The 20,852-nt window shown below is 68.5% G+C and carries 21 protein-coding genes and 1 tRNA gene; 5 read left to right on the forward strand and 17 right to left on the reverse strand.

Features of this window, described 5'->3' with window-relative positions; translation table 11 throughout:
• Nucleotides 1-4 precede the first annotated feature (4 nt).
• From EEY80_RS04150 to EEY80_RS04190, 9 genes are all read right to left on the reverse strand, one after another.
• A complete protein-coding gene (locus tag EEY80_RS04150) occupies nt 5-469 on the reverse strand; it encodes a PTS sugar transporter subunit IIA (protein WP_126975312.1) in 465 nt (154 codons plus the stop codon).
• Nucleotides 470-506: 37 nt separating this feature from the next.
• Nucleotides 507-1,082: a ribosome hibernation-promoting factor, HPF/YfiA family gene (gene hpf, locus EEY80_RS04155; protein ID WP_126975313.1), complete on the reverse strand. Its 576-nt coding sequence runs from the start codon at nt 1,080-1,082 to the stop codon at nt 507-509.
• A gap of 66 nt (nt 1,083-1,148) precedes the next feature.
• Nucleotides 1,149-2,438 (reverse strand): RNA polymerase factor sigma-54, encoded by a 1,290-nt coding sequence (locus EEY80_RS04160; protein ID WP_126975314.1) that lies wholly within the window; start codon nt 2,436-2,438, stop codon nt 1,149-1,151.
• Between the two features lie 12 nt (nt 2,439-2,450).
• Nucleotides 2,451-3,212 (reverse strand): LPS export ABC transporter ATP-binding protein, encoded by a 762-nt coding sequence (gene lptB / locus EEY80_RS04165; RefSeq protein WP_126975315.1) that lies wholly within the window; start codon nt 3,210-3,212, stop codon nt 2,451-2,453.
• On the reverse strand, nt 3,209-3,757 hold the full coding sequence (locus tag EEY80_RS04170; RefSeq protein WP_126975316.1) for an LptA/OstA family protein: 549 nt from the start codon (nt 3,755-3,757) through the stop codon (nt 3,209-3,211). The genes lptB and EEY80_RS04170 overlap by 4 nt, the downstream gene beginning before the upstream one ends.
• A gap of 10 nt (nt 3,758-3,767) precedes the next feature.
• Nucleotides 3,768-4,397, reverse strand: coding sequence for a hypothetical protein (locus EEY80_RS04175; protein ID WP_126975317.1), 630 nt, complete (start codon nt 4,395-4,397; stop codon nt 3,768-3,770).
• A gap of 3 nt (nt 4,398-4,400) precedes the next feature.
• Nucleotides 4,401-5,393, reverse strand: coding sequence for a KpsF/GutQ family sugar-phosphate isomerase (locus EEY80_RS04180; protein ID WP_126975318.1), 993 nt, complete (start codon nt 5,391-5,393; stop codon nt 4,401-4,403).
• Between the two features lie 7 nt (nt 5,394-5,400).
• Nucleotides 5,401-6,015 (reverse strand): ribonuclease D, encoded by a 615-nt coding sequence (locus EEY80_RS04185; RefSeq protein ID WP_126975319.1) that lies wholly within the window; start codon nt 6,013-6,015, stop codon nt 5,401-5,403.
• Nucleotides 6,016-6,147: 132 nt separating this feature from the next.
• Nucleotides 6,148-6,232, reverse strand: a tRNA-Leu gene (locus EEY80_RS04190).
• A 312-nt stretch (nt 6,233-6,544) separates the two neighbouring features.
• Here EEY80_RS04190 and EEY80_RS04195 point away from each other — a divergent pair.
• The 3 genes from EEY80_RS04195 to EEY80_RS04205 are packed head-to-tail and all read left to right on the forward strand — an operon-like array spanning nt 6,545 to nt 9,692.
• Nucleotides 6,545-7,618: a phosphotransferase gene (locus tag EEY80_RS04195; protein WP_164738127.1), complete on the forward strand. Its 1,074-nt coding sequence runs from the start codon at nt 6,545-6,547 to the stop codon at nt 7,616-7,618.
• Nucleotides 7,618-8,988, forward strand: a complete 1,371-nt coding sequence (locus EEY80_RS04200; RefSeq protein WP_126975320.1) for an aspartate aminotransferase family protein — start codon at nt 7,618-7,620, stop codon at nt 8,986-8,988. The genes EEY80_RS04195 and EEY80_RS04200 overlap by 1 nt, the downstream gene beginning before the upstream one ends.
• Nucleotides 8,989-9,026: 38 nt before the next feature.
• Entirely contained in the window at nt 9,027-9,692 is a 666-nt protein-coding gene (locus tag EEY80_RS04205) for a GntR family transcriptional regulator (protein WP_126975321.1), read from the forward strand.
• 21 nt (nt 9,693-9,713) lie between these two features.
• On the opposite strand, the gene EEY80_RS04210 is transcribed toward EEY80_RS04205, so the two are convergent.
• The 4 genes from EEY80_RS04210 to EEY80_RS04225 form a co-directional block, all read right to left on the reverse strand.
• Entirely contained in the window at nt 9,714-11,027 is a 1,314-nt protein-coding gene (locus tag EEY80_RS04210; protein ID WP_126975322.1) for an NAD(P)/FAD-dependent oxidoreductase, read from the reverse strand.
• A gap of 224 nt (nt 11,028-11,251) precedes the next feature.
• Nucleotides 11,252-12,691 (reverse strand): NAD-dependent succinate-semialdehyde dehydrogenase, encoded by a 1,440-nt coding sequence (locus tag EEY80_RS04215; RefSeq protein WP_126975323.1) that lies wholly within the window; start codon nt 12,689-12,691, stop codon nt 11,252-11,254.
• Nucleotides 12,688-13,737, reverse strand: a complete 1,050-nt coding sequence (locus EEY80_RS04220) for a tartrate dehydrogenase (protein WP_126975324.1) — start codon at nt 13,735-13,737, stop codon at nt 12,688-12,690. Before EEY80_RS04220 ends, EEY80_RS04215 begins: the two co-directional genes overlap by 4 nt.
• A 139-nt stretch (nt 13,738-13,876) precedes the next feature.
• Entirely contained in the window at nt 13,877-15,202 is a 1,326-nt protein-coding gene (locus EEY80_RS04225; RefSeq protein WP_126975325.1) for an NAD(P)/FAD-dependent oxidoreductase, read from the reverse strand.
• Between the two features lie 174 nt (nt 15,203-15,376).
• Between EEY80_RS04225 and EEY80_RS04230 the strand changes: the two genes are divergently transcribed.
• Nucleotides 15,377-15,871 carry an Lrp/AsnC family transcriptional regulator gene (locus EEY80_RS04230; RefSeq protein WP_126975326.1) on the forward strand — a complete coding sequence of 165 codons (495 nt, stop codon included), beginning with the start codon at nt 15,377-15,379 and terminating at the stop codon, nt 15,869-15,871.
• A gap of 83 nt (nt 15,872-15,954) precedes the next feature.
• On the opposite strand, the gene EEY80_RS04235 is transcribed toward EEY80_RS04230, so the two are convergent.
• The 4 genes from EEY80_RS04235 to EEY80_RS04250 form a co-directional block, all read right to left on the reverse strand.
• Nucleotides 15,955-16,866, reverse strand: a complete 912-nt coding sequence (locus EEY80_RS04235; RefSeq protein ID WP_126975327.1) for a 2-hydroxyacid dehydrogenase — start codon at nt 16,864-16,866, stop codon at nt 15,955-15,957.
• Nucleotides 16,866-18,254 carry an aminotransferase class III-fold pyridoxal phosphate-dependent enzyme gene (locus EEY80_RS04240; protein WP_235829703.1) on the reverse strand — a complete coding sequence of 463 codons (1,389 nt, stop codon included), beginning with the start codon at nt 18,252-18,254 and terminating at the stop codon, nt 16,866-16,868. The genes EEY80_RS04235 and EEY80_RS04240 overlap by 1 nt, the downstream gene beginning before the upstream one ends.
• Before the next feature lie 157 nt (nt 18,255-18,411).
• Nucleotides 18,412-19,536 carry an acetylornithine deacetylase gene (gene argE, locus EEY80_RS04245; protein WP_205749022.1) on the reverse strand — a complete coding sequence of 375 codons (1,125 nt, stop codon included), beginning with the start codon at nt 19,534-19,536 and terminating at the stop codon, nt 18,412-18,414.
• Between the two features lie 8 nt (nt 19,537-19,544).
• Nucleotides 19,545-19,916, reverse strand: coding sequence for a cupin domain-containing protein (locus tag EEY80_RS04250; RefSeq protein ID WP_126975328.1), 372 nt, complete (start codon nt 19,914-19,916; stop codon nt 19,545-19,547).
• A gap of 204 nt (nt 19,917-20,120) precedes the next feature.
• Here EEY80_RS04250 and EEY80_RS04255 point away from each other — a divergent pair, with 204 nt between their 5' ends.
• The gene (locus EEY80_RS04255) at nt 20,121-20,786 is read left to right on the forward strand and encodes a haloacid dehalogenase type II (RefSeq protein WP_205749023.1); all 666 of its coding nucleotides are present in this window, start codon (nt 20,121-20,123) and stop codon (nt 20,784-20,786) included.
• Nucleotides 20,787-20,852 lie beyond the last annotated feature (66 nt).

Consider the following 20,852-nt stretch of genomic DNA (forward strand, 5'->3'; position numbering starts at 1 on the left):
CGCCCTATGCCGCCTGCGTGCCCCGCGCCTCGGTCAGCACGGCATGCAGCGTCGCGGGGTCGGAATTGGCGCGCAGTTTCGCGCAGGTGGCGGCGTCGCGCATGGTCCGCGACACCAGCGCCAGCGCCTTCAGATGATCGACGCCCGAGCTTTTCGGCGCGAAGAGGGCGAAGACCAGATCGACGGGCTGGCGGTCCACCGCGTCGAAATCCATCGGCTTGTCCAGCCGCACGAATACGCCCACCACCCGGTCCAGCCCGTGCAGCCGCGCATGGGGCAGGGCCACGCCATGGCCCACGCCGGTGGGGCCCAGGCTTTCGCGTTCCTGCAGCGCATCCACCGTATCGGCCGCGTTCAGCCCGTAGACGGACTGGGCGATCTCGCCCAGGTCCTGAAACAGGCGCTTCTTCGAAGTGGCGTGGCCGAATGCCTTGACGGCATTCGGTTTCAGCAGCTGAGAAAGTTCCATCTGACCTGACTGTTCCACGCCCCGGATCCGTGGCGCCCTATCTGCTCTGGGCCGGGTCGATCCAGCCGATATTGCCGTCGTCGCGGCGATGGACGATGTTGACGCCGCCGCTTTTCTCGTTGCGGAAGACCAGCATCGCGGCCTGCGACAGCTCCATCTGCATCACCGCCTCGCCGACGGAGAGGGTGGGCACCTTCGTCTCCATCTCGGCGATGATCATCGGTTGCAGGCTGTCGGGCTCTGCGTCGTCGGCTTCCCCGTTCGCGGCGAGGATATACGAGGGCGCGCCCGCGAATTCAACCGGCTCCAGACGCTCCTTGTGGTGGTCCTTCAGGCGGCGCTTGTAGCGGCGCAGCTGCTTGTCCATCTTCTCGCGGCAGGCCTCGAAGGCGGGGTAGATGTCGCCCGCCTTGCCGGTCGAGGCGGCGGTCAGGCCGGTGGACAGGTGCACCGTCGCCTCGCAGACATATTCATACGCATTCTTCGAGAACACGACGGTCGCATCCGTCGGGCGGCCGGCATATTTTTCCAGCGTCTCGCCCAGTTCGGATTTGACGTGGGTCTGCAGGGCATCGCCCACTTCCATCCCCTTGCCGCTGATCTGATAGCGCATGGCTCCTCCTTCAGGTGATTGCCCCGTTGCGCCGGGAAGCATCGGTCGTCACGGCTTTCGGGACGGTTAGTATCCGGCCGGGCCATCGGCCGAACCGCTTGGCGGGCGATCCTGCGGGACCGTCCTGCGCCGACGCTCGTACGATGAGGCGATACGCATGCATTTGCGATATTTGGCGACAGTCCTGCGCGCGATGTCAACGCCCTCCTTCCGAAGCTGGGCCTGAAGCGCGGCATCGGCAAGGGGGGAGCCGGGCGGTTCGGCGGCAATCAGCGCGCGGAGGCGCCGCTGCACCGCATGGGCCGACACCGCGCCCTCCGGCCCCTGCAGCGCGCGGGGGAACAGCTCGTCCAGCGGCACCGGCCGGCCGAAGGCGAGGATCGCCTTGCCCGCGATCGCCCGTCCCAGCGTCGAGGGATGCATCGCCAGGGCCGCCGCGGCGGTGCCGCGGGTCAGCGGGCGCAGCGGTTCGCTGAGTGCGCTGGTGAAATGGCCGCGATGTTCGCCGACCAGCCAGACGCCGATGCGCAAGAGGGTGGCGACCCGCGCCCGCAGCGCCGCGACGATCAGCCCCGCCTCGGCCCGGGCGGCCGTCAGGTCGGGGCCCGCCCCGGCCATCGCCGGCGCCAGCGTCACCACCGGCAGCGCATCGGGATTGGGCAGCACCCGCGGGCTGCCATCCGGCGCGAAGGACAGGATGAGGTCGGGGATCCGCGGCACCGTCGGCGCGGGTTCGGGTTCTGCCGGCCGGCCCTTCAGCCCGGGCAGCAGCGCGGCGATGCGCTGCAATTCCGCCTGCGGCAGGCCCAGCAGGCGCTGCAGCTGCGGCCAGCGGCCTTCGGCGAAGGCGTCGAGGCGGGAACAGATGGCGCGGGCCAGATCGGGCGGATGGCCCCGGGCCACCAGTTGCAGCGCAAGACATTCGGGCAGGTCGCGGGCGCCGACGCCCGGCGGCTCGCAGCGCTGCAGCGCGGTCAGCGCCGCCTCCAGCACCGGCAGCGGCAGGTCCGTCTCTGCCGCGATCTCGGCCAGCGTCGCGTCGAGATAGCCGTCCTCGCGCAGTTCCGCGATCAGCACCCGGGCGGCGTCCCGCACCGCATCGGGCAGCCGTTGGGCGGCGATCTGCCGCGCCAGCGCGACATAGAGCGAGGGGGGCCCGTCGGCCTGTTCGGGCAGCACCGTTCCCCGGCCCAAGGCGGTGCGGACGATCAGGAACGGGTTGTCCGCCGCCAGCCGCGCCACCTCGTCCGACAGGTCCAGCGCCGGCAGCCGCAGGATCGCCAGCGACTGCCGCATCCCCGGCGTCAGCGCCAGCCGTTGGCTGGCCGACAGCCGCAGCCGCCCGGTCAGGGCCATGACGGCCCCCGGTCAGGAGATGCGGAAGCTCTGCCCCAGATAGACCCGGCGCACGTTTTCATCGCGGACGACTTCCTCGGTGGTGCCGCTCATCAGCACCTTGCCGTCATGCAGGATATAGGCCCTGTCGACGATCTCCAGCGTCTCGCGCACGTTGTGGTCGGTGATCAGCACGCCGATCCCGCGCGACTTGAGGTCATGCACCAGCGTCCGGATCTCGCCCACCGCGATCGGGTCGACCCCGGCGAAGGGTTCGTCCAGCAGCAGGTATTTCGGATCGGCGGCCAAACAGCGCGCGATTTCCACCCGCCGCCGCTCGCCGCCCGACAGGGCCAGCGCCGGCGCGCGTCGCAGATGCGCGATGGAAAATTCCGCCAGCAGTTCCTGCAGCCGTTCGCGCCGCTTGTGGCCGTCGGACACGGTGATTTCCAGCACGGCGAGGATGTTGTCCTCGACCGACAGGCCGCGGAAGATCGACACTTCCTGCGGCAGATAGCCGATGCCGAGGCGGGCACGGCGATACATCGGCAGGCCGGTGACGTCGCGCCCGTCGATGGTGACCTGCCCGCCCTCGGGGGTGATCAGCCCGGCGATGTTGTAAAAGCAGGTGGTCTTGCCCGATCCGTTCGGGCCGAGCAGCGCCACCACCTCGCCCCGGCGCAGGTCCAGCGACACGTCGCGGATCACCGGGCGGCGCTTGTAGCTCTTGCGCAGGTTGACGACGCGCAGACCCGGGCTGCCATCGGCGACGGTCAGGTCGGGGGGCGGGGTCATGGCGCGGACCCGGCGGGCTGCCCCTGCCGGCCCTCGGTCTGCAGCAGCGTGCGCACCCGCCCGTCCATCCGCCCGGCCCCGGTGTCGAGGTCGACGGTCAGCCGCTGGCCCGAGACGGAATTGCCCCCCTGCGTCAGCAGCACGTCGCCCGTCATCACCAGATCGCCGGGACCCGGCGAATAGACCGCCTCCTGCGATTCCGCCGCCTCGGCCGGGGTAGCCAGCGTCACGCCGCCGGTCGCGGTCATCCGGTCGATGGTCGAGGTGTCGATGCTGCCATCCGCGGCCTTCGCATAGGTCACCGTCACCTCGGCCGCGGCCAGCCGCATGCCGCCCTGCACGATCAGCACGTTGCCGGTGAAGACCGCGGTGCCCTGCGCCTGATCCACGGCCAGGCTGTCCGCCGTCACCTCGACCGGGGCCGAGGTATCCTGCTGCAGGCCCGACACCGTCAGGTCGGTGCCCTGGGCAGAGGCCAGGCCGGGCAGCAGCGCGGCGACGGCGGCAGCCAGCAGGACGGGAGTCAGGCGAAAGGGGCGCGGCATGTTCTGTCCATCACGGGCTGGGGGCGGGATCGGGCGTATCCGGCTGGCGCGGCCGATATACCAGCTTCACGCCATCCTTGAAAACCACGACATAGTGGGCGCCCTCGGCGGTCATCAGCATCGACCCCGCCTCGATCCGGCCCATCGGCGCCGTGGCGCTGACCGTGCCGGGCGATTCGAGCCGGGTCCGGTCCAGCGCCGCATCGAGCCGTTCCGAGGTCATGCGGTAGCCGGCCGAGGTTTCCACCCGCACATCGCCCTGCAGCGTCACCAGATCGGCCCCGGCATCGAGCCGCCCGCTGACCGAGGCGAGCGTGGTCACGATCCCGTCCGGCGTTTCCAGCCGCCCCGCCAGCCCCTCGGCGCTGGCGTCGCCGGGGCGGGCGAGGTCGGGTCGCGCGGCGACCGCCGTCACCGACAGCGCCGCGCCATCGGCGGTGACACCGGAAAAGCGCGGCGCGTTCAGCCGGGATTCGCGCGCGATCTCCTGCACCTCGACCTCGCTATAGGGCAGGTCCATGTCGGGCGACATCCGCCGCGACACCAGGAACAGCGTCGACAGCAGCGCCAGCGCCGCCAGCGGCAGCAACACCTTCAGCCAGGCGACGATGCGGGAATGGGCATTGTCGAAGGCTGCCATCGGTCAGACGACCCCGGCGCGCAGACAGTCGTGGATATGGAGGATCCCGCGCGGCCGGCCGTCGCCTTCGGGGTCCAGCGCGAAGAGGCAGGTGATCTTGCGCTCCTGCATCAGGGCCACCGCCGCCTCGGCCAGCGCGCCCGGGTCGATGGTGCGGGGGTTGCGGGTCATCACCTCGGCGGCGCTATGGGACAAGAGCCCCTCCATGTGCCGCCGCAGGTCGCCATCGGTGATGATCCCGACCAGACGCCCGGCACCGTCGGTCACGCCCACCACGCCGAAGCCCTTGCGGCTGATCGCCAGCAGCGCCTCGGGCATCGGGGTGCCTTCGTCGATCAGCGGCATGTCGGCATGCATCAGGTCCGACACGCGGCTCAGCCGCGCGCCCAGCTTGCCGCCCGGGTGATAGGTCCGGAAATCCTCGGGCGTGAACTGCCGGTGCTCCATCAGCGCCACGGCCAGCGCATCGCCGAGCGCCAGGGTCATCGTGGTCGAGGTCGTGGGCACGACGCCGGTGCCGCAGGCCTCCTCGGCCCGGGGCAGCAGGATCGCCACGTCGGACTGGCGCAGCAGGGTCGAGCCCTCGCGCGCCGCCACCCCGATCAGCGGGATCGAGAAGCGGCGGGTATGGGCGATGATATCGGCCAGTTCCGGCGTCTCGCCGGAATTGGACAGGACCAGCGCCACATCCTCGGGCGTCACCATGCCAAGGTCGCCGTGACTCGCCTCGGCCGGATGGACGAAATGCGCGGGCGTCCCGGTCGAGGCCAGCGTCGCCGCGATCTTGCGCGCGACATGACCCGACTTGCCCATGCCCGACACGATGACCCGCCCGCGCGAGCCGAGGATCAGCGCCACCGCCCGGGCGAAGCTGTCGTCGAGAGCCGCGCCCAGCAGGTCGAGCGCGCGCGCCTCGATCCCCACCACCCGCCGGCCGGTGGCAAGGAAGGTCCGGGCGTCGTCTTCGGTGGGCGGGGCGGACAGGCGGGGGGTCATCGGGACCTCAGTGGTTGAAGATGTCGGCGGTGTCGGACCAGCCCAGCAGGTCCAGACGGGCCCGCACCGGCAGGAAGTCGAAACAGGATTGCGCCAGCTCCAGCCGGCCCTCGCGGACCAGCCGCGCCTCAAGCTCGTCCTTCAGCCGGTGCAGGTAGAGGACGTCCGAGGCCGCATAGTCGAGCTGCGCCTCAGTCAGCGACAGCGCGCCCCAGTCCGAGGTCTGCTGCTGCTTGGACACGTCGACGCCCACGAGTTCGGCCAGCAGGTATTTCAGCCCGTGGCGGTCGGTGAAGGTGCGGATCAGCTTCGACGCGATCTTGGTGCACCAGACGGGCGCCGTGACGACGCCGAAGGCATTCTCCAGTGCGGCGATGTCGAAGCGGCCGAAATGGAACAGCTTCAGCACCGACGGATCGGTCAGCATCCGTTCGAGGTTGGGCGCGCGCGTCTGGCCAAGGGCGATCTGCACCAGATGCGCGTTGCCGTCGCCAGAGGACATCTGCACCAGGCACAGTCGGTCGCGCCGGGGATCGAGGCCCATCGTCTCGGTGTCGATGGCCACCACGGGGCCAAGGTCCAGCCCGTCGGGCAGGTCGTTCTGGTAGAGGTGGATGGTCACTTGGGCCGCCTTCGCTGCTGTCTGTCCGGTCTGGCGCCATATAGGCACCCGCCGCCCCGGATGCCAACGCAGGCTGCGATCTGCCGGGCGGGAAACGCAAAACGCCCCCGCAGGGCGGAGGCGTTTTGAATGTGGTGCCCAGGAGAGGACTCGAACCTCCACGCCTTGCGGCACACGGACCTGAACCGTGCGCGTCTACCAATTCCGCCACCTGGGCCGGTGCCGTGAAGGCGGTGTCTATAGCCGGTTCCGGGGGCTGTCAACGGCGGGGAACGGGTCGGCCTAGCGGGGACCGGTGCGGGCGTTGTCCTCGAGGTTCAACAGGCGGCAGCGGCGGGGGGTGCCGGCGGCGAGAGGTATTGGTGTTCAACAAAAATGGCACGTTTCTGCCTATTCGCACCAAAACTTACTATAGTATCCGCAGTGCCCGCACTTGACCCACAGATATTGTTGGACAATAAAGGGTCGGCACGGTGCTCCCGCCTGCAACGCCGCGCGTTATCTCGACGCGCAAGATCCCGGGTGGAAGATGGCCCACGATCGTCAGCTGAAGCCGGCCCGCGCCTCGGAGCTTTCGCAGGCGTGCCAGCGGGTGGGTGCGGCCGAAGCCGAGGACATCGCCGGACGCCTTTACGGCATGAGCGGTTCTGCTACCCGGTTCGAGACCGAGAAGGACGACACGTTCCTTCTCGACTGTGCGAATCGGGGCAAGTTCGTCCTGAAGATCGCCCATCCGTCCGAGCGGATGGACGAACTCGATTTTCAGGTGGCGCTGTTGCGCCATGTCGAGAAGCGCGATCCCGGCCTTCCCGTCCCGCGCGCCCATGCCGACCTGGACGGGGTGGATCTGCCCGTCGTCATGACCGGGGCCGGCGAGCGGCGCGCGGTCCGGCTCATCAGCTTTCTGTCCGGCACGCCGCTGGACCGGACGACCTCCACCGCGCCGCAGCGCGAACGGATCGGCGAGGTTCTGGCAGGGCTGCGTCATTCGATGGCGGACTTCTCTCATCCCGCCGACGGCCGGAGGCTGGCTTGGGATGTCACGCATCTGCTCGATCTGTCGGACCTTCTGGACTTCGTTCCGGAGGGCAGCAAGCGGGCGTGGACGCTCCATGCGCTCGACCAGTTTGCCGGCATCAAGCCGCGGCTGGACCGGTGCCGGCGGCAGGTGCTTCACAACGATTTCAATACCTCCAACCTCGTCGTGGATCCCGCCGATCCCCGGTTCCTGACCGGCGTCATCGACTTCGGCGATGCGGTCCGGACGGCCATCGCCGTCGATGTCTCGACGGCATTGATGAACCAGATGCCCAGGACTCTCGACGCCGGGAACCGGTCGGACCCGTTCGACGGGCCGCGCGACGTTCTGCGCGGCTATCTCCGCCATGCCGACCTGACCGCAGAGGAACTGCGCCTCATCCCCTTCCTCGCCCTCGGCAGGCTGGCGGTCCGCGCGCTGCTGACCTGCTGGCGCGCCACGCTGTTTCCGGAAAACAGCCGTTACATCCTGCGCCATACCGAAGCGGGCTGGGTGAATCTCGAATGGTTCAGCACGATGTCCACCGCCCAGATCGCCGACCTTCTGACCCGAGAGGAAACCTGATGTCCAAAGAGGCGACGACCCTGCCCAGGGGCTACCGCGGCGACATGGCGAACGGCTTCAACCCGCAGGACGCGGCCCATCTTTCAGGCGAGGATGCGGCGCATGTGGAACGGCGGCAAAGGCTGCTCGGCCCCGCCTACCGGCTTTTCTACAAAACGCCGGTCGAGGTATCCCGCGCCAAAGGCGTCTACCTCTATGACAGGCACGGCACCGAATATCTCGATGCCTACAACAACGTGGTGTCGGTCGGTCACTCTCATCCGCGGGTCGTCGCGGCCATCCAGAAACAGCTGGAAGTTCTCTGCACCCATACCCGCTACATGCAGGAACCCCTGCTGGACTATGCCGAGGCGCTGATCGGCACGTTCGGCGGCGAACTGGGCCGGACCGGATGCGCGATGTTCACCTGCACCGGGTCGGAAGCCAACGATCTGGCCCTGCGGATCGCGCGATATCACACCGGCAAGACCGGCGTCATCGTCACCGCCGAGGCCTATCACGGCAACAGCGGCGCGGTGGCGGCGATCTCGCCCTCGCTGGGCAGGAAGTCGGCGCTCGATCCCTTTGTCCGGACGGTTGCCGCGCCCGATTCCTATCGGCTGCCGGTCGAGGAAATCGGCCGGAGGATGGCCGAGGATGTCGCCCGCCAGATCGCCGACATCGAACGGCATGGCGGCGGACTGGCGGCCTTCGTCGCCGACTCGGTCTTCTCGTCGGACGGGCTCTATGTCGATCCGACCGACGTGCTGGGGCCCGTGGCGGACGTGGTGCGCAAGGCGGGGGGGCTGTTCATCGCCGACGAGGTGCAATCCGGCTTCGGACGGACCGGCACGCATCTGTGGGGACATGCCCGTCACGGGGTCGATCCCGATATCGTCACCCTCGGCAAGCCGATGGGCAACGGATACCCCGTCGCGGGTCTGGTGGTGCGGTCCGATCTCGTTGCCGAATTTGGCGCCAGCATGCGCTATTTCAACACGTTCGGGGGCAATTCCGTCGCCATTGCCGCGGCTCGGGCCGTGCTCGACACCATCCGCGACGAGGGCCTGATGGACAATGCCGTCACAGTCGGCGGCGACATCCTCTCCGGCCTGCGCGACCTTCAGGACAAGTACGACTTCGTGGGCGATGTGCGCGGCACCGGCCTTTATTTCGCGGTGGAGCTCGTCAAGGATCGCGACCGCAAGGTTCCCGACATGGACCGGGCGCTGGCGGCGGTGAACGCCCTGCGCGACCGGCGCATCCTGATTTCCGCGACGGGGGCAGATGCCCATATCCTGAAGATCAGGCCCCCGCTGGTCTTCACCTCCTCCGACGCGGGCCGCCTGCTGGAAGGTGTGGACGCGGCGCTGCGGGCGGTGCAGGGGTAGGCGCGACGCCGCAAGACGCTTCACCCACGGCCAAAGCCATGACGCACGTTCAGGAACTTCCGTCCGGTTCCGGACCCATCCCCGCCAGCGCGGTGGAGATCCTGACGCAGGACCTGCGGCGACGCATCCTGTCCGGCGATTTCAGGCCCGGCGAGTTCCTGCGCGACGTCAAGATGTGCGAGGAGCATTCGACCTCGCGGCACACGTTCCGGACGGCGGCGCTTGTGCTCGTCACCCAGGGCCTGCTGCGCCAGATTCCGAACCGGGGCTTCATGCTGCCCGAGTTCGGGCCTGACGACATCGTCGATATCACCCGCCTGCGCGGCGCCATCGAAGGCGAGGCCGTCCGAATGATCGTGCTGACCGGCGTGATCCCGCCCGCCGCGCTGGACGCGGTCGCGGTCATGCGGGATCCGGCGCGGTCGGCCGACCGGTCGGCGCTGGTGACCGCCGACCGCGACTTTCACCGCGCGATCATCGCCGCGAGCGGGAGCGCGCGGCTGAAGCGGACCTATTCCGGCCTCGAGGGCGAAATCGAGCTTCTGCTGATCCAGAGGCAGGGCTTCTATGCGGCGGCCGAGGACATGGCGCTGGAGCATGAGCGGCTGATCGACAGCCTGAAGAGCCGCCACTACGGCACCGCCCGCGATGCCTTTCAGGAGCACTGGGAAGACCTTCAGACGCGATTGCTGGATCAGCGCTGACGGGATGCGGACCCGTCCCGGTCACCGCTGATCCCATCTGTCCAGCATGCCATAGTACCAGACCGCCAGAGGCAGGAACCACGGCTTGCCGTTGTAGAAGGGGCGCGACGGGAAAGCGAGGTCGCCATAGACCGTCCTGCCGTCGTCGTTGCCGAGCATCCGGTTCGCGATGCGGCTGCCCAGCCAGCTGGCGCGCGCCACGCCCGTGCCGTTGTAGCCGCCGGCGAAATACACCCCGTCGATAGTATCCACATGCGGGAGATGGTCGAAGGTGAAGCCGAGCTGGCCGTGCCAGTAATGGCTGATCTTGTAGGCGGCGAGTTCCGGAAAGATCCTCAGCAGAAGGCTGCGGATATAGGTGGCATTGGCGACGTTGCTTCTGTCCGTCCCGCTCATGTCGAGCACGCGCCCGCCCAGGATGATGCGCTTTCCGTCCGGCGAGGGACGATAGTAGGTCACCACGCGCTGGCTGCCGGCCAGCATCTGCTGTTTCGGCATCAGCCTGTTCATGAGCTCGGGCGGCAGCTCCTCGGTGGCGACGAGGCCGCTTCCGACCGGGATGATGCGCCGCTTCAGATAGGGCAGCAGCGCGCCGCTGTATCCGTTGGTCGCGATCAGGACCTGCCGCGCCCTGACGTCGCGGCCCTGCACCTTGAAGGCGAAGGTGCCGTCCGCCTGACGAAGATCGGTGACCCGTGCCTGGCCGAAGACCCGGGCGCCCAGTCGCCGGGCCGCTTCGGCGAGGCCCCGGACGTATTTCGCCGGGTGGATGCCGGCATAGCCGGGCATCGCGACCCCGCCGTGATAGAGATCCGAGCCCACTTCCTTGTGCTGTTCGGACCGGGGGACCATGTAGGCGTCGCAGGGCATCACCTTGCTGATGCGGTCGATGTTCCTGCCCAGGCTGTCATAGATGCGCGGGGTCATCGCCCCCTTGAAGTAACCGACAACCTTCAGGTCGCAGTCGATCCCTTCCCGTGCAACCACGTCCTTGACGTGTTGCAGGGACTCGAAGCTTTCTTCCACGACGCGGCGCGCCACGTCCTCGCCATGCTGCATGGCCGTATCGAAGAAGGCCCAGCCGGGCCCAAGGAACCCGCCATTGCGCGACGAGGCGCCCCAGCCCGGCGCATCGGCGTCGAAGACGCTGACCTGCTTGCCGGCCCTTGCCAGGACAATCGCCGCGTTGAGGCCGGTGAAGCCCCCCCCGATGATCGCCACCTCGGTGGTGGAGGGGATGTCGTCGGCATTGGTCCCGTTCGGGCGGGCCGCATCCCACCAGAACGGGGTGGCGACGGCATCATCGGCGAAGAAGGGGGCGTTCAGACCGGACATGGACGTGGCTCGCGTTTGCGGGTTGGAGGTAGGCGCATCGGGTTTTCCAGCAGGGTTCCCCATCGACTGCCGTCATGCCCTACAGGGGACTGCGGATCGGGAAACGTTTGCTGTCGGATGCCGCGGCTGCGCGAAACAAAATAGCGTTGTTCGCCGGGCGTGGCGCATAACCTGCGGGCCGCGGCCGGCCTGTCGGCCAGCCGTCCCGCAGGCCGCCCGCACGACTACAGTCCTCCGAAATGGAAGGCCTTGGTTTCCAGATACTCCTCGATCCCCTCCTCGGCGCCTTCGCGGCCGAGGCCGGACGCCTTGACGCCGCCGAAGGGGGAGACCTCGTTGCTGATCAGCCCGGTGTTGAGGCCGACCATTCCGAATTCCAGCGCCTCGCCGAAGCGGAAGGCGCGGGCCATGTCGCGGGTGTAGAAATAGGCCGCCAGTCCGAAGGGCGTGCCATTCGCCAGTGTCAGCGCCTCATCCTCGGTCTCGAACCGGAAGATCGGTGCGACGGGGCCGAAGGTTTCCTCCGTCGCCAGCCGCATCGCGCCGCTGGCGCCCGACAGCACCACGGGATCGGCGAAGTTTCCCGGCAGGTTGCGGGTCCGTGTGACCCGGGTCGCGCCCTTGTCCAGCGCATCCGCCACATGCGCGCCGATCTTGTCCATGGCGGCCGCGTTGATCATCGGTCCGATGTCCACCCCCGCCTCTGTTCCCGGGCCGACCTTCAACGCATCGACACGCTGCGCCAGCGCGTCGACAAAGGCATCATGGATGCCCGACTGCACCATGATCCGGTTGGCGCAGACGCAGGTCTGCCCGCCGTTGCGGAACTTGGACTGCATCGCGCCTTCGACCGCGGCGTCGAGATCGGCGTCGTCGAAGACCACGAAGGGTGCGTTGCCGCCCAGTTCCAGGCTCAGGCGTTTCAGGGTCGGCGCACATTGTTCGGCCAGAAACGCGCCCACCCGGGTGGAGCCGGTGAAGGACAGCTTGCGCACGACCGGGCTCGCGGTCAGCGTCGCGCCGATCGCCTCGGGCTTGCCGGTCAGGATGTTCAGCACGCCCGCAGGGATGCCCGCCCTTTCGGCCAGGACGGCCAGCGCCAGCGCCGAATAGGGGGTGAAGTCCGACGGTTTCACCACCATCGTGCAGCCCGCCGCCAGCCCCGGCGCGACCTTGCGCGTGATCATGGCGATGGGGAAGTTCCACGGCGTGATGATCGCGCAGACGCCGACCGGCTCTTTCATGGCAAGGATCTTCTTGCCCGCCACGGGCGAGGGGATGATCTTGCCGTTGATGCGCCGCGCCTCTTCGGCGAACCAGCGCACGAAACTGGCGCCATAGGCCACTTCGGCGCGCGCTTCCGACATGGGTTTGCCCTGCTCGGCGGTCAGGATGCGCGCCAGATCCTCGGAATTGTCCAGCATCAGCTGATACCACCGCATCAGCATGTCGGCGCGCTGCGCATGGGTCCGGGCCCGCCAACCGACCATGGCGCGCGCCGCCGCGTCGATGGCGGTGGCGGTTTCCTCTGCGGTGCAGTCGGGCAGCATCCCCAGCGTGTCGCCCGTCGCCGGATCGGTGACCGGCATGTCGGCGCGCGCCAGCCACTCGCCGTCGATCAGGGCGGCGTTTCGGAACAGGTCGGGATCGTGCAGCTTCATCATTGCGCCTCCAGCGCGGCGAGGATCGCCGCCGTGATCTCATCGGTGGTGTTGCGCCCCTGCGAGGTGCCGATGCCCCGGGCCGTCGTCGCGTTGACGGCCTCCATGACGGCGCCGGCGGCCGCGGCTTCGCCGAGATGGTCGAGCATCATCGCCGCCGACCAGATGGCGGCGATCGGATTCGCGACATTGCGCCCGGCGATGTCGGGCGCCGAGCCATGCACCGGTTCGAACATCGAGGGGGCGGACCGGTCCGGGCAGATATTGGCCGAGGCGGCAAAGCCGAGACCGCCCTGAATCGCGGCGCCGAGGTCGGTGAGAATGTCGCCGAACAGGTTCGAGGCCACGACCACATCGAGGCTGTCGGGCGCCATCACCATCCGCGCCGCCATCGCGTCGATATGGATCTGCGAGACGCGGACATCGGGGTAGTCGGCGGCGACAAGGCGGGTCACCTCGTCCCAGAACACCATCGAATGTCGCTGGGCGTTGGATTTGGTGACCGAGGTGACGTGCCCCCGGCGCGCCCGTGCCTGATCGAAGGCAAAGCGCAGGATGCGTTCCACCCCGGTACGGGTAAAGATCGACGTCTCGATCGCCACTTCGTCGGCGGTGCCCTGATGCACGCGGCCTCCGGCGCCGGAATATTCGCCTTCGGTATTCTCGCGGATGCAGAGGATGTCGAAGGCAGAGGTTTTCAGCGGCGCGTCGACCCCCGGCAGAGGCCGGTGCGGACGGATATTGGCATATTGGTTGAAGCTCTTGCGGATCGGCAGCAACAGCCCGTGCAGCGAGACGGAATCCGGCACGGTTTCCGGCCAGCCGACCGCGCCCAGCAGGATGGCGTCGAAGCTGCGCAGGGTGTCGATGCCGTCCGGGGGCATCATCGCCCCGGTTTCGAGATAGTAGGCGCAGGACCAGGGAAAGCCCTGCGTCGCGACCCCGAAGCCGAAGCGGCCTGCGACCGCGTGCAGGACCGCCAGCGCGGCGTCCGTGACATCCACGCCGATCCCGTCACCGGGGATCACGGCCAGCTTGTGCGTCCTCATGGCAGTCTCCTTGGGTAGCGCGTGCAGAATGCGGGCCGGATCGCGGTCCATGATGCCGGATCGGGCGCGATTGGCGGCAGATCGCGCCGTTCCGGACCCGGCGCGACAGAAGAGCGAGGCGCGCCCGGACCCGACAGGCCTAGAAGTCGGACACCTTGCCCCATTGGCTGAGGCCGAAACGGGCCAGCCGGTAGTGTTTCGTGTCGGCGATGGGGCGGCGGCCCAGGACCAGGTCGGCGACCAGATGGCCGACGCCCGGACCGATGCCGAAGCCATGGCCCGACAGGCCGGCGGCCAGCACCAGCCCGGGGATCCCGATATCGGCGTCGATCACCGGAACGCCATCCGGCGTGCTGTCGATATAGCCGGCCCAGGTGGCCTGCACCGGCAGGTGCCGCAGGTCCGGCACCAGAGCCCGCGCCTTGGCCAGCGTCTCGGCAATGATCCTTGCCGAGGGGCGCGGATCGAGGATGCGCGTCCGCTCCATCGGCGTGGGCCGGTCCAGCGCCCAGCGGGCGCGGGTCTCGAAGCCGGCGTTCCAGGCCTGCAGGCCGCCGGGCCGCAGCGAGCGCCACCTGCGGGCGAACATCGGCAGGAAATGCCGGATGCCGGCAATCGCGCCCTGCGTCGGATCGAGGCAGGCCCGGCCCGAGATCGCCAGCATATACCCGCCGTCGCCGCGCCGGGTGACGGCCACGCCGCCCGAGACGAGCGCGGGGGGCAGGCCCTTCGCCCCCGGCGCGACCGACAGGACCGAGCTGCGGACGGAGGCCTGCGGAAAGGCGATGCCGAGCTGGTTCACGAAACTTCCGGCCCAGGCCCCGCCCGCGACCACGACGGCGGAGGTCCGGATGGTGCCTCGTTCGGTGATCACGGCGGCGACGCGCCCCGCGGCAAGTTCCACCCCGCGCGCGGCGCAGTTCTGCACGACATGGCCGCCATGCACCTCGACCCCGCGGGCGATCATCGGCGCGGCGCGGGACGGGTCCGCTGTCCCGTCCGACGGCGACCAGACCCCGCCGGCCCAGCGTTGGCCCGTCGCGGCGCCCCGTTCCGTGGCCTCGGCGGCGGTCAGCATGTGCGTCTCGACGCCCGCGCCCCGCGCAAAGCGGCCCCAGTTTGCCCAGCCCTCGATCTCTGCGGGCGAATTCGACAGGTACAGCAGCCCGCAGCGGGAGAAGCCGAGGCTGTCGCCGATATCCTCCGCCATCCGTTCCCACAGATCGAGGCTCCGCGTCGCCAGCGCCAGTTCGCGCGCGTCGCGGTTCTGCTGACGGCACCAGCCCCAGTTCCGGCTGGACTGCTCGGCCCCGACCAGGCCCTTTTCCAGCAGGACCACCTTCTGCCCGGCGGAGGCCAGCCAGTAGGCCGCCGACACGCCCACGATCCCGCCCCCGATCACCACGCAATCTGCCGAGGGGGGAAGGTGGTTCGAGGTCGCGACCTCTAGCAGTGGGGCCGGCATGGCAATCTCCTGTGTCTGCGGGGACGCTAGCAGCCCGATCATGCGGCAATCTTCCGATGTCCCGGGCGCCCGCGGCATTTTATGCTGAATGCGGAAGGCTTTCGATTGTTGCGCGGAAGAGGGTTGCGGTACGCTGACAGAGGCACGCGACAGCACGCTGTGAGGGACATGACCATGACAGGTCACTACAGGCTCGACCGGATTGATGTGAAGATTCTGGCGGTCCTGCAGCGCAACGGCCGCATCACCAATGTCGAGCTTGCCGACGAGGTGAACCTCTCGCCCTCGCCCTGCCTGATGCGGGTGAAGAAGCTGCAGCAGGCGGGATATATCACCGGCTATTCGGCCCAGATCGACCTGTCGAAACTGGGCGAGACCCTGACCGTCTTCACCGAGTTCACCCTGAAGAACCATCGCCAGATCGACTTCGCCCGTTTCCAGGAGGCGCTGGAGAAGGTCGAGAGCTGCGTCGAGTGCCACCTCGTCTCTGGCGGGTACGACTACCTCGCGAAATTCGTGACCTCCGGCATCTCCGCCTATCAGTCGATGGTCGAGGGACTGATCGACCGCAATCTCGGGATCGACAAGTATTTCAGCTTCGTGGTGCTGAAGACCCCATTCGTGAAACAGCAGATCCCGCTGGCCCGTCTGTTCGACGAGCGGGACTAGCACGTTCGGATTCCGCCGCACCCATCCCATGTCCGGGAACCGCAGGTCCAGGGCTTGATCCGGCCGACGGGCCATTCACACCGTCAATAGCCCCGTTCCCGATCCACACGTCCCGGAACCGCGTGGCCGGCGCGCAGGGCCCGGATCACGGCCAGCGCGTGCTGCGCGCCTTCGACCGGGTTGGTCTGGGCCGCGACATGCGGGGTCACGATGACCCGAGGGTCCGACCAGAGCCAGTGATCCGCCGGCAAGGGTTCGGGGTCGGTGACATCCAGCACCGCGCCGGACAGCTGGCCGCCGTCCAGCGCCTCGCGCAGGTCCGTCATGCGCAGGTGACCGCCGCGCCCGGCATGGATCAGGCCCGCCCCACGGGGAAGCATCGCGAAGGTCCGGGCGCCGAGGATGCCCCTGGTTTCCTCGGTAAGGGGCAGGAGGCAGACCAGCAGATCGCTGCGGGCGAGGAAGGCTTCGGTCTCGCTGGCCCGGAAGAGCGTGCTGCCCGGCCCCCCGGCGCCCGATCGCGACTGGCCCGCGACGTCGAACCCGAGGGTCGTCAGGCTGTCGGCCACCAGCCTGCCGATCCGCCCCATCCCCAAAATGCCGATCCGCCGGGACGCCGCCTCGCGCACCGGCCGGGCCTTCCAGAGGCCCTGCCGGGCCTGCTGCAGATAGGCCGGCAGGTCGCGATGCAGCATCAGCACGGCCATCATCACCCAGTCCCGCACCATCGCGTCGATGCCGGCGGACAGGGTGCGGGACAGCACGACCCCGGGCGGCAGGGGCGGCAGGTGATCGACCCCCGCGCCGACCGAGATGACGGCACGCAGGTTGGGATAGCGCCCCAGATCGGCCGGCGGGGTCCAGCAGGCAATTTCGGTGATGGCGGCGGGATCGGTGACGGCCGCCTCGCCGTCGACCATCTCTTCGCCGGCCTCGGTCAGGATACGATGCCAGACCGGCGCCCGTTCGCGGGTTGACAGAAACAGCAGCGCCATCAGCCCAGTACCGCCCGGATTTCGGGATCCTGCAGGGTCAGGTCCAGGACCTTGGCGGTGCGTTCGACGATGGCGTCGATCTCGTCCGCCGTGCAGCACAGGGGCGGGGCATAGCCGAACACGCCCTGTGCGAAGGACCGGATGATCAGCCCCTGATCCCAGGCCCGGTCGAACAGCCGGGTTGCCGGATCAAGTTCCGCGGGCAGCGGTGTCTTCGCCGCCTTGTCGCTGACCAGTTCGACAGCGGCCAGCATGCCGCGCCCCCGGACATCCCCGACCAGCGGATGATCGGCCAGCCCGCGCAGACCGGCCTGGAGCCGCTCGCCCATGCGGCGGCCGTTGTCCAGAAGGCCGCCTTCGTACAGCGCCAGCACCTCCAGCGCCACGGCGGCCGAGACGGGATGCGCCGAATAGGTGAAGCCGTGGCCGACGGCCCTGGCACCGGCGCCTTCGGCAATGGTCTCGTAGACCTCGTCCGACATCAGGACGGCGCCCATCGGCAGGTAGCCCGAGGTCAGGCCCTTGGCGACCGTCATCAGGTCGGGCACGATCCCCTCGTCCTCGCAGGCGAACAGCGGGCCGGTGCGACCGAAGGCGGTGATCACCTCGTCGGCGACGAACAGGATGCCCAGCTCGGTGCAGGTGTCGCGCATCGCCTTGACCCAGCCCGGCGGAGGCACCAGCACCCCGCCCGATCCTTGGATCGGCTCCAGATAGAAGGCCGCGACGCGGTCGGCGCCGATGGCCGCCACCTTGGCCCGCAGTTCGGCGACCGAGGCGTCGATCACGGCCCGGGGATCGGTGGCCAGGGGGTTGCGGTACAGCGCATGCGACGAAATCTTGTGCTGCCAGTCATGCGGGATGCCGAACCCCTCATGGAACAGCGGCAGCGCCGTCAGCCCGGCGCCCATGCTGGTCGAGCCGTGATAGCCCGATGCCACCGAGATGAACTGGTCGCGCGCCGGCTGTCCCCTCGAATGCCAGTAATAGCGGATGAAGCGGATCGTGCTGTCCACGGCATCCGATCCGCCCAGGGTGAAATAGACATGGTTCAGGTCGCCCGGCGCCCGCTCGGCCAGGGCCGCGGCAAGGCGAATGGGGGCCTCGGCGCCAAGGTCGAAATAGCCCGTCGCATAGGGCAGTTCGCGCATCTGGCGCATGGCGGCCTCGACCACGCTGTCCTGCCCGTATCCCGCATTGACGCACCAGAGACCCGCGAAGCCGTCGATCAGCTGGCGGCCGGTGGAGTCGGTGACCGTTGCCCCTTGGGCCGAGACGATCAGCCGGACCCCGCGCGCCTCGTGGCCCCGGAAGGACGAGACGGGATGCACCAGATGCCGGCGATCCAGTTCGACCAGCGAGTTCGCGAGGATCTTCCCGGTAAACATGATTGCTCCCTTCGTGCCGCCTTGCCCGCAGTCGGGCTGACAGGCTGCGGTCTGTTCGCCGCCAGCCTAGACCGGCTTTGGCGGCATCTTTGGCTCCAACACCGGAACGGACGGCAGCTTGCGCCTGTCGCCGGACGGGCCACGGCAGGAAGTTTCGTCAGCCAAGCAATCGCTGCCCAAGCCGGCGGATCAGCGCGCAGCAGGAGTCGAGTTCGCCGGTCGTCAGATATTCCTCGGGCTTGTGGGCGCGGTCGATCGCGCCCGGTCCGCAGATCACCGCAGGAACCCCCGCCGCCTGAAAAAGCCCGGCCTCGGTGCCGTAGCTGACGGCTGCCAGGGGGGCCTTGCCCGACAGATCCTCGATCAGCGCGGCCAGGGGATGATCGGGGTCCAGCGCCAGCGCCGGATAGCTGGACAGGGTCTCGACCGCGACCCCGGCGGTGCGCGCTGCCTCCGTCACCGGTGCCAGAAGGTCCCTCGGCTCGACGCCGGCGATGGCGCGGGCCTCGAGTTCGGCCTCGGCGCGGTCCGGAATGATGTTCAGCGCCAGACCGCCCGAGATCGTCCCGATCTGCAGGCTGGACCAGGGCGGCGCGAAGCGCGCGTCCTGCGGCCCGGACCGCAGCACGGCCGCCTGCGCGACGGCCGCGTCGAGAACGGGCACGAGGGCGTGGATCGCATTCGACCCGAGATCGGGACGGGAGGAATGCCCCGCCACCCCATCCGCCCGCAGACGGATCGCGGCCTTGCCCTTGTGGGCGAGGACGGGCACAAGCCCCGACGGCTCGCCGATGATCGCCCCGGCCGGCGGCGCGCACAATTCGGGCAGTCGCGACAGGAGATGCGGCACGCCGCGGCACCCCGCCTCTTCGTCATAGGACAAGGCCAGGTGGATCGGCGCCGCGAGGTCCATCGCGGCAAGCTCGGGCACCAGAGCGAGGGCCGCGGCGACAAATCCCTTCATGTCGCAGGCGCCGCGTCCGATCAGCCTGTCCCCCACCTTGCGCAGGGTGAAGGGATCGGCCAGCCAGCCGGGCTCGGACGCCGGCACCACATCCAGATGACCGGACAGGACGTAACCGGGCCGGTCCGCCGGTCCGATGGTTGCGAACAGGTTCGCCCGGTCGCCTTCCGGTCCCGGCAGGACGTGGCAGAGCGCCCCATGAATGCCCAGCCAGTCGCGGACAAAGCCGGTGATCGCGCCGTTCGGACGGCCGACGACGCTGGGAAAGGCGACCAGTCGCGCCAGCATGGCCTCGGGCGGTAGCGGTTCCGGCTTCATCCGACCGATCACTCCTGTGCGACGACGTAGATCTTGCGGATCGTCTCGATCGTTCGCCATGTCCCGACGAAGCCCGGCTTCATCACGAAGCTGTCGCCGGGTCCGAAGGTCCAGCTTTCTCCGGTCGCCGAGGTGATCTCGGCGCTGCCATGAATGATGTGGCAGAATTCCAACGTCGTTCCCTTGATGGAATGGGTCAGCCCGGGCCTGGCTTCCCACACGCCGGTCAGGACCTTGTTCCAGCGGATCTCGCCGGCGGGCGTGTTGTCTTGTTCCCAGGTGCTGAACACCGGGTTTCCGTCGATCAGGCGTTCGGGCAACGGCACGCCGGGGCGCGGCGCGAAATCCGGCTTCGGATTGATCGGAACGATGGTGGTCATGTGCATGAATCCTTGCTGCAACCGTGCAGGGAAAGACTGGCCGGGACCGCGCCGCAAGCGTCACCGAATGACGCGGCCGCACAGCACACTGTGCCGCATGTCTTGCCCCCATCCGCAATAACCTGCTCCCCGCCGGTCGAGAGCAGCAAGGACTGCCTTTTGAATCGGGCGATGCTGATGCACCAACCCTGAATGGAGTGAATGATGTCCTTCCGCCCGAAATTCGTCAGCTTCGACTGCTACGGCACCATGATCGACTTCGACATGGCCGGCGCTGCCCGCGATCACTACAGCGCAAGACTGTCTCCCGCGCAGATGGACGAGTTTGTGCGCCATTTCGCGGCCTATCGGCTTGATGAGGTGCTGGGCGACTGGAAGCCCTATTCCGAGGTCATCCACAACTCGGTCGAACGCACCTGCAAGCGCATGGGTATCGCCTTCGATCCCGAGGTGCCCGCCGAGATCTACGGCCGCGTGCCGACCTGGGGGCCGCATGCCGATGTGCCCGCGGGTCTGGAGAAGGTCGCCAAGGAGATCCCGCTGGTTGCGCTGACCAACGCGATGAACGCCCAGATCCCGCATAACATCGCCAGGCTCGGCGCGCCGATCACCCATGTCCTGACGGCGCAGGACGCCGGCGCCTACAAGCCGCACCTGCGGGCCTTCGAATACATGTTCGACACGCTGGGATGCGCGCCGGAGGACTTCGTGCATGTCTCGTCGAGCTTCCGCTACGATCACATGTCCGCCTACGATGCCGGCATCAAGAACAAGGTCTGGGTCAACCGCGGCCACGAGCCCGCCAACCCCTACTATGGCTATGTCGAGGTTTCCGACATCTCGGGGCTGGCCCGGGCTCTCGGTCTCTGACCGGCGGCCCGCTGCGGCCCGGGCGCGGGGGCACGACAGGACGTGCCGAAACGGGCAGGCAGATCA

It is taken from the genome of Frigidibacter oleivorans (assembly GCF_003993775.1).
Taxonomy (GTDB): domain Bacteria; phylum Pseudomonadota; class Alphaproteobacteria; order Rhodobacterales; family Rhodobacteraceae; genus Frigidibacter; species Frigidibacter oleivorans.

Coding starts and splice junctions, on each gene's coding strand:
- EEY80_RS04150 (WP_126975312.1), bottom strand. CDS start 469: ATGGAACTTTCTCAGCTGCTGAAACCGAATGCCGTCAAGGCATTCGGC.
- hpf (WP_126975313.1), bottom strand. CDS start 1,082: ATGCGCTATCAGATCAGCGGCAAGGGGATGGAAGTGGGCGATGCCCTG.
- EEY80_RS04160 (WP_126975314.1), bottom strand. CDS start 2,438: ATGGCCCTGACCGGGCGGCTGCGGCTGTCGGCCAGCCAACGGCTGGCG.
- lptB (WP_126975315.1), bottom strand. CDS start 3,212: ATGACCCCGCCCCCCGACCTGACCGTCGCCGATGGCAGCCCGGGTCTG.
- EEY80_RS04170 (WP_126975316.1), bottom strand. CDS start 3,757: ATGCCGCGCCCCTTTCGCCTGACTCCCGTCCTGCTGGCTGCCGCCGTC.
- EEY80_RS04175 (WP_126975317.1), bottom strand. CDS start 4,397: ATGGCAGCCTTCGACAATGCCCATTCCCGCATCGTCGCCTGGCTGAAG.
- EEY80_RS04180 (WP_126975318.1), bottom strand. CDS start 5,393: ATGACCCCCCGCCTGTCCGCCCCGCCCACCGAAGACGACGCCCGGACC.
- EEY80_RS04195 (WP_164738127.1), top strand. CDS start 6,545: ATGGCCCACGATCGTCAGCTGAAGCCGGCCCGCGCCTCGGAGCTTTCG.
- EEY80_RS04200 (WP_126975320.1), top strand. CDS start 7,618: ATGTCCAAAGAGGCGACGACCCTGCCCAGGGGCTACCGCGGCGACATG.
- EEY80_RS04205 (WP_126975321.1), top strand. CDS start 9,027: ATGACGCACGTTCAGGAACTTCCGTCCGGTTCCGGACCCATCCCCGCC.
- EEY80_RS04210 (WP_126975322.1), bottom strand. CDS start 11,027: ATGTCCGGTCTGAACGCCCCCTTCTTCGCCGATGATGCCGTCGCCACC.
- EEY80_RS04215 (WP_126975323.1), bottom strand. CDS start 12,691: ATGATGAAGCTGCACGATCCCGACCTGTTCCGAAACGCCGCCCTGATC.
- EEY80_RS04220 (WP_126975324.1), bottom strand. CDS start 13,737: ATGAGGACGCACAAGCTGGCCGTGATCCCCGGTGACGGGATCGGCGTG.
- EEY80_RS04225 (WP_126975325.1), bottom strand. CDS start 15,202: ATGCCGGCCCCACTGCTAGAGGTCGCGACCTCGAACCACCTTCCCCCC.
- EEY80_RS04230 (WP_126975326.1), top strand. CDS start 15,377: ATGACAGGTCACTACAGGCTCGACCGGATTGATGTGAAGATTCTGGCG.
- EEY80_RS04235 (WP_126975327.1), bottom strand. CDS start 16,866: ATGGCGCTGCTGTTTCTGTCAACCCGCGAACGGGCGCCGGTCTGGCAT.
- EEY80_RS04240 (WP_235829703.1), bottom strand. CDS start 18,254: ATGTTTACCGGGAAGATCCTCGCGAACTCGCTGGTCGAACTGGATCGC.
- argE (WP_205749022.1), bottom strand. CDS start 19,536: ATGAAGCCGGAACCGCTACCGCCCGAGGCCATGCTGGCGCGACTGGTC.
- EEY80_RS04250 (WP_126975328.1), bottom strand. CDS start 19,916: ATGACCACCATCGTTCCGATCAATCCGAAGCCGGATTTCGCGCCGCGC.
- EEY80_RS04255 (WP_205749023.1), top strand. CDS start 20,121: ATGTCCTTCCGCCCGAAATTCGTCAGCTTCGACTGCTACGGCACCATG.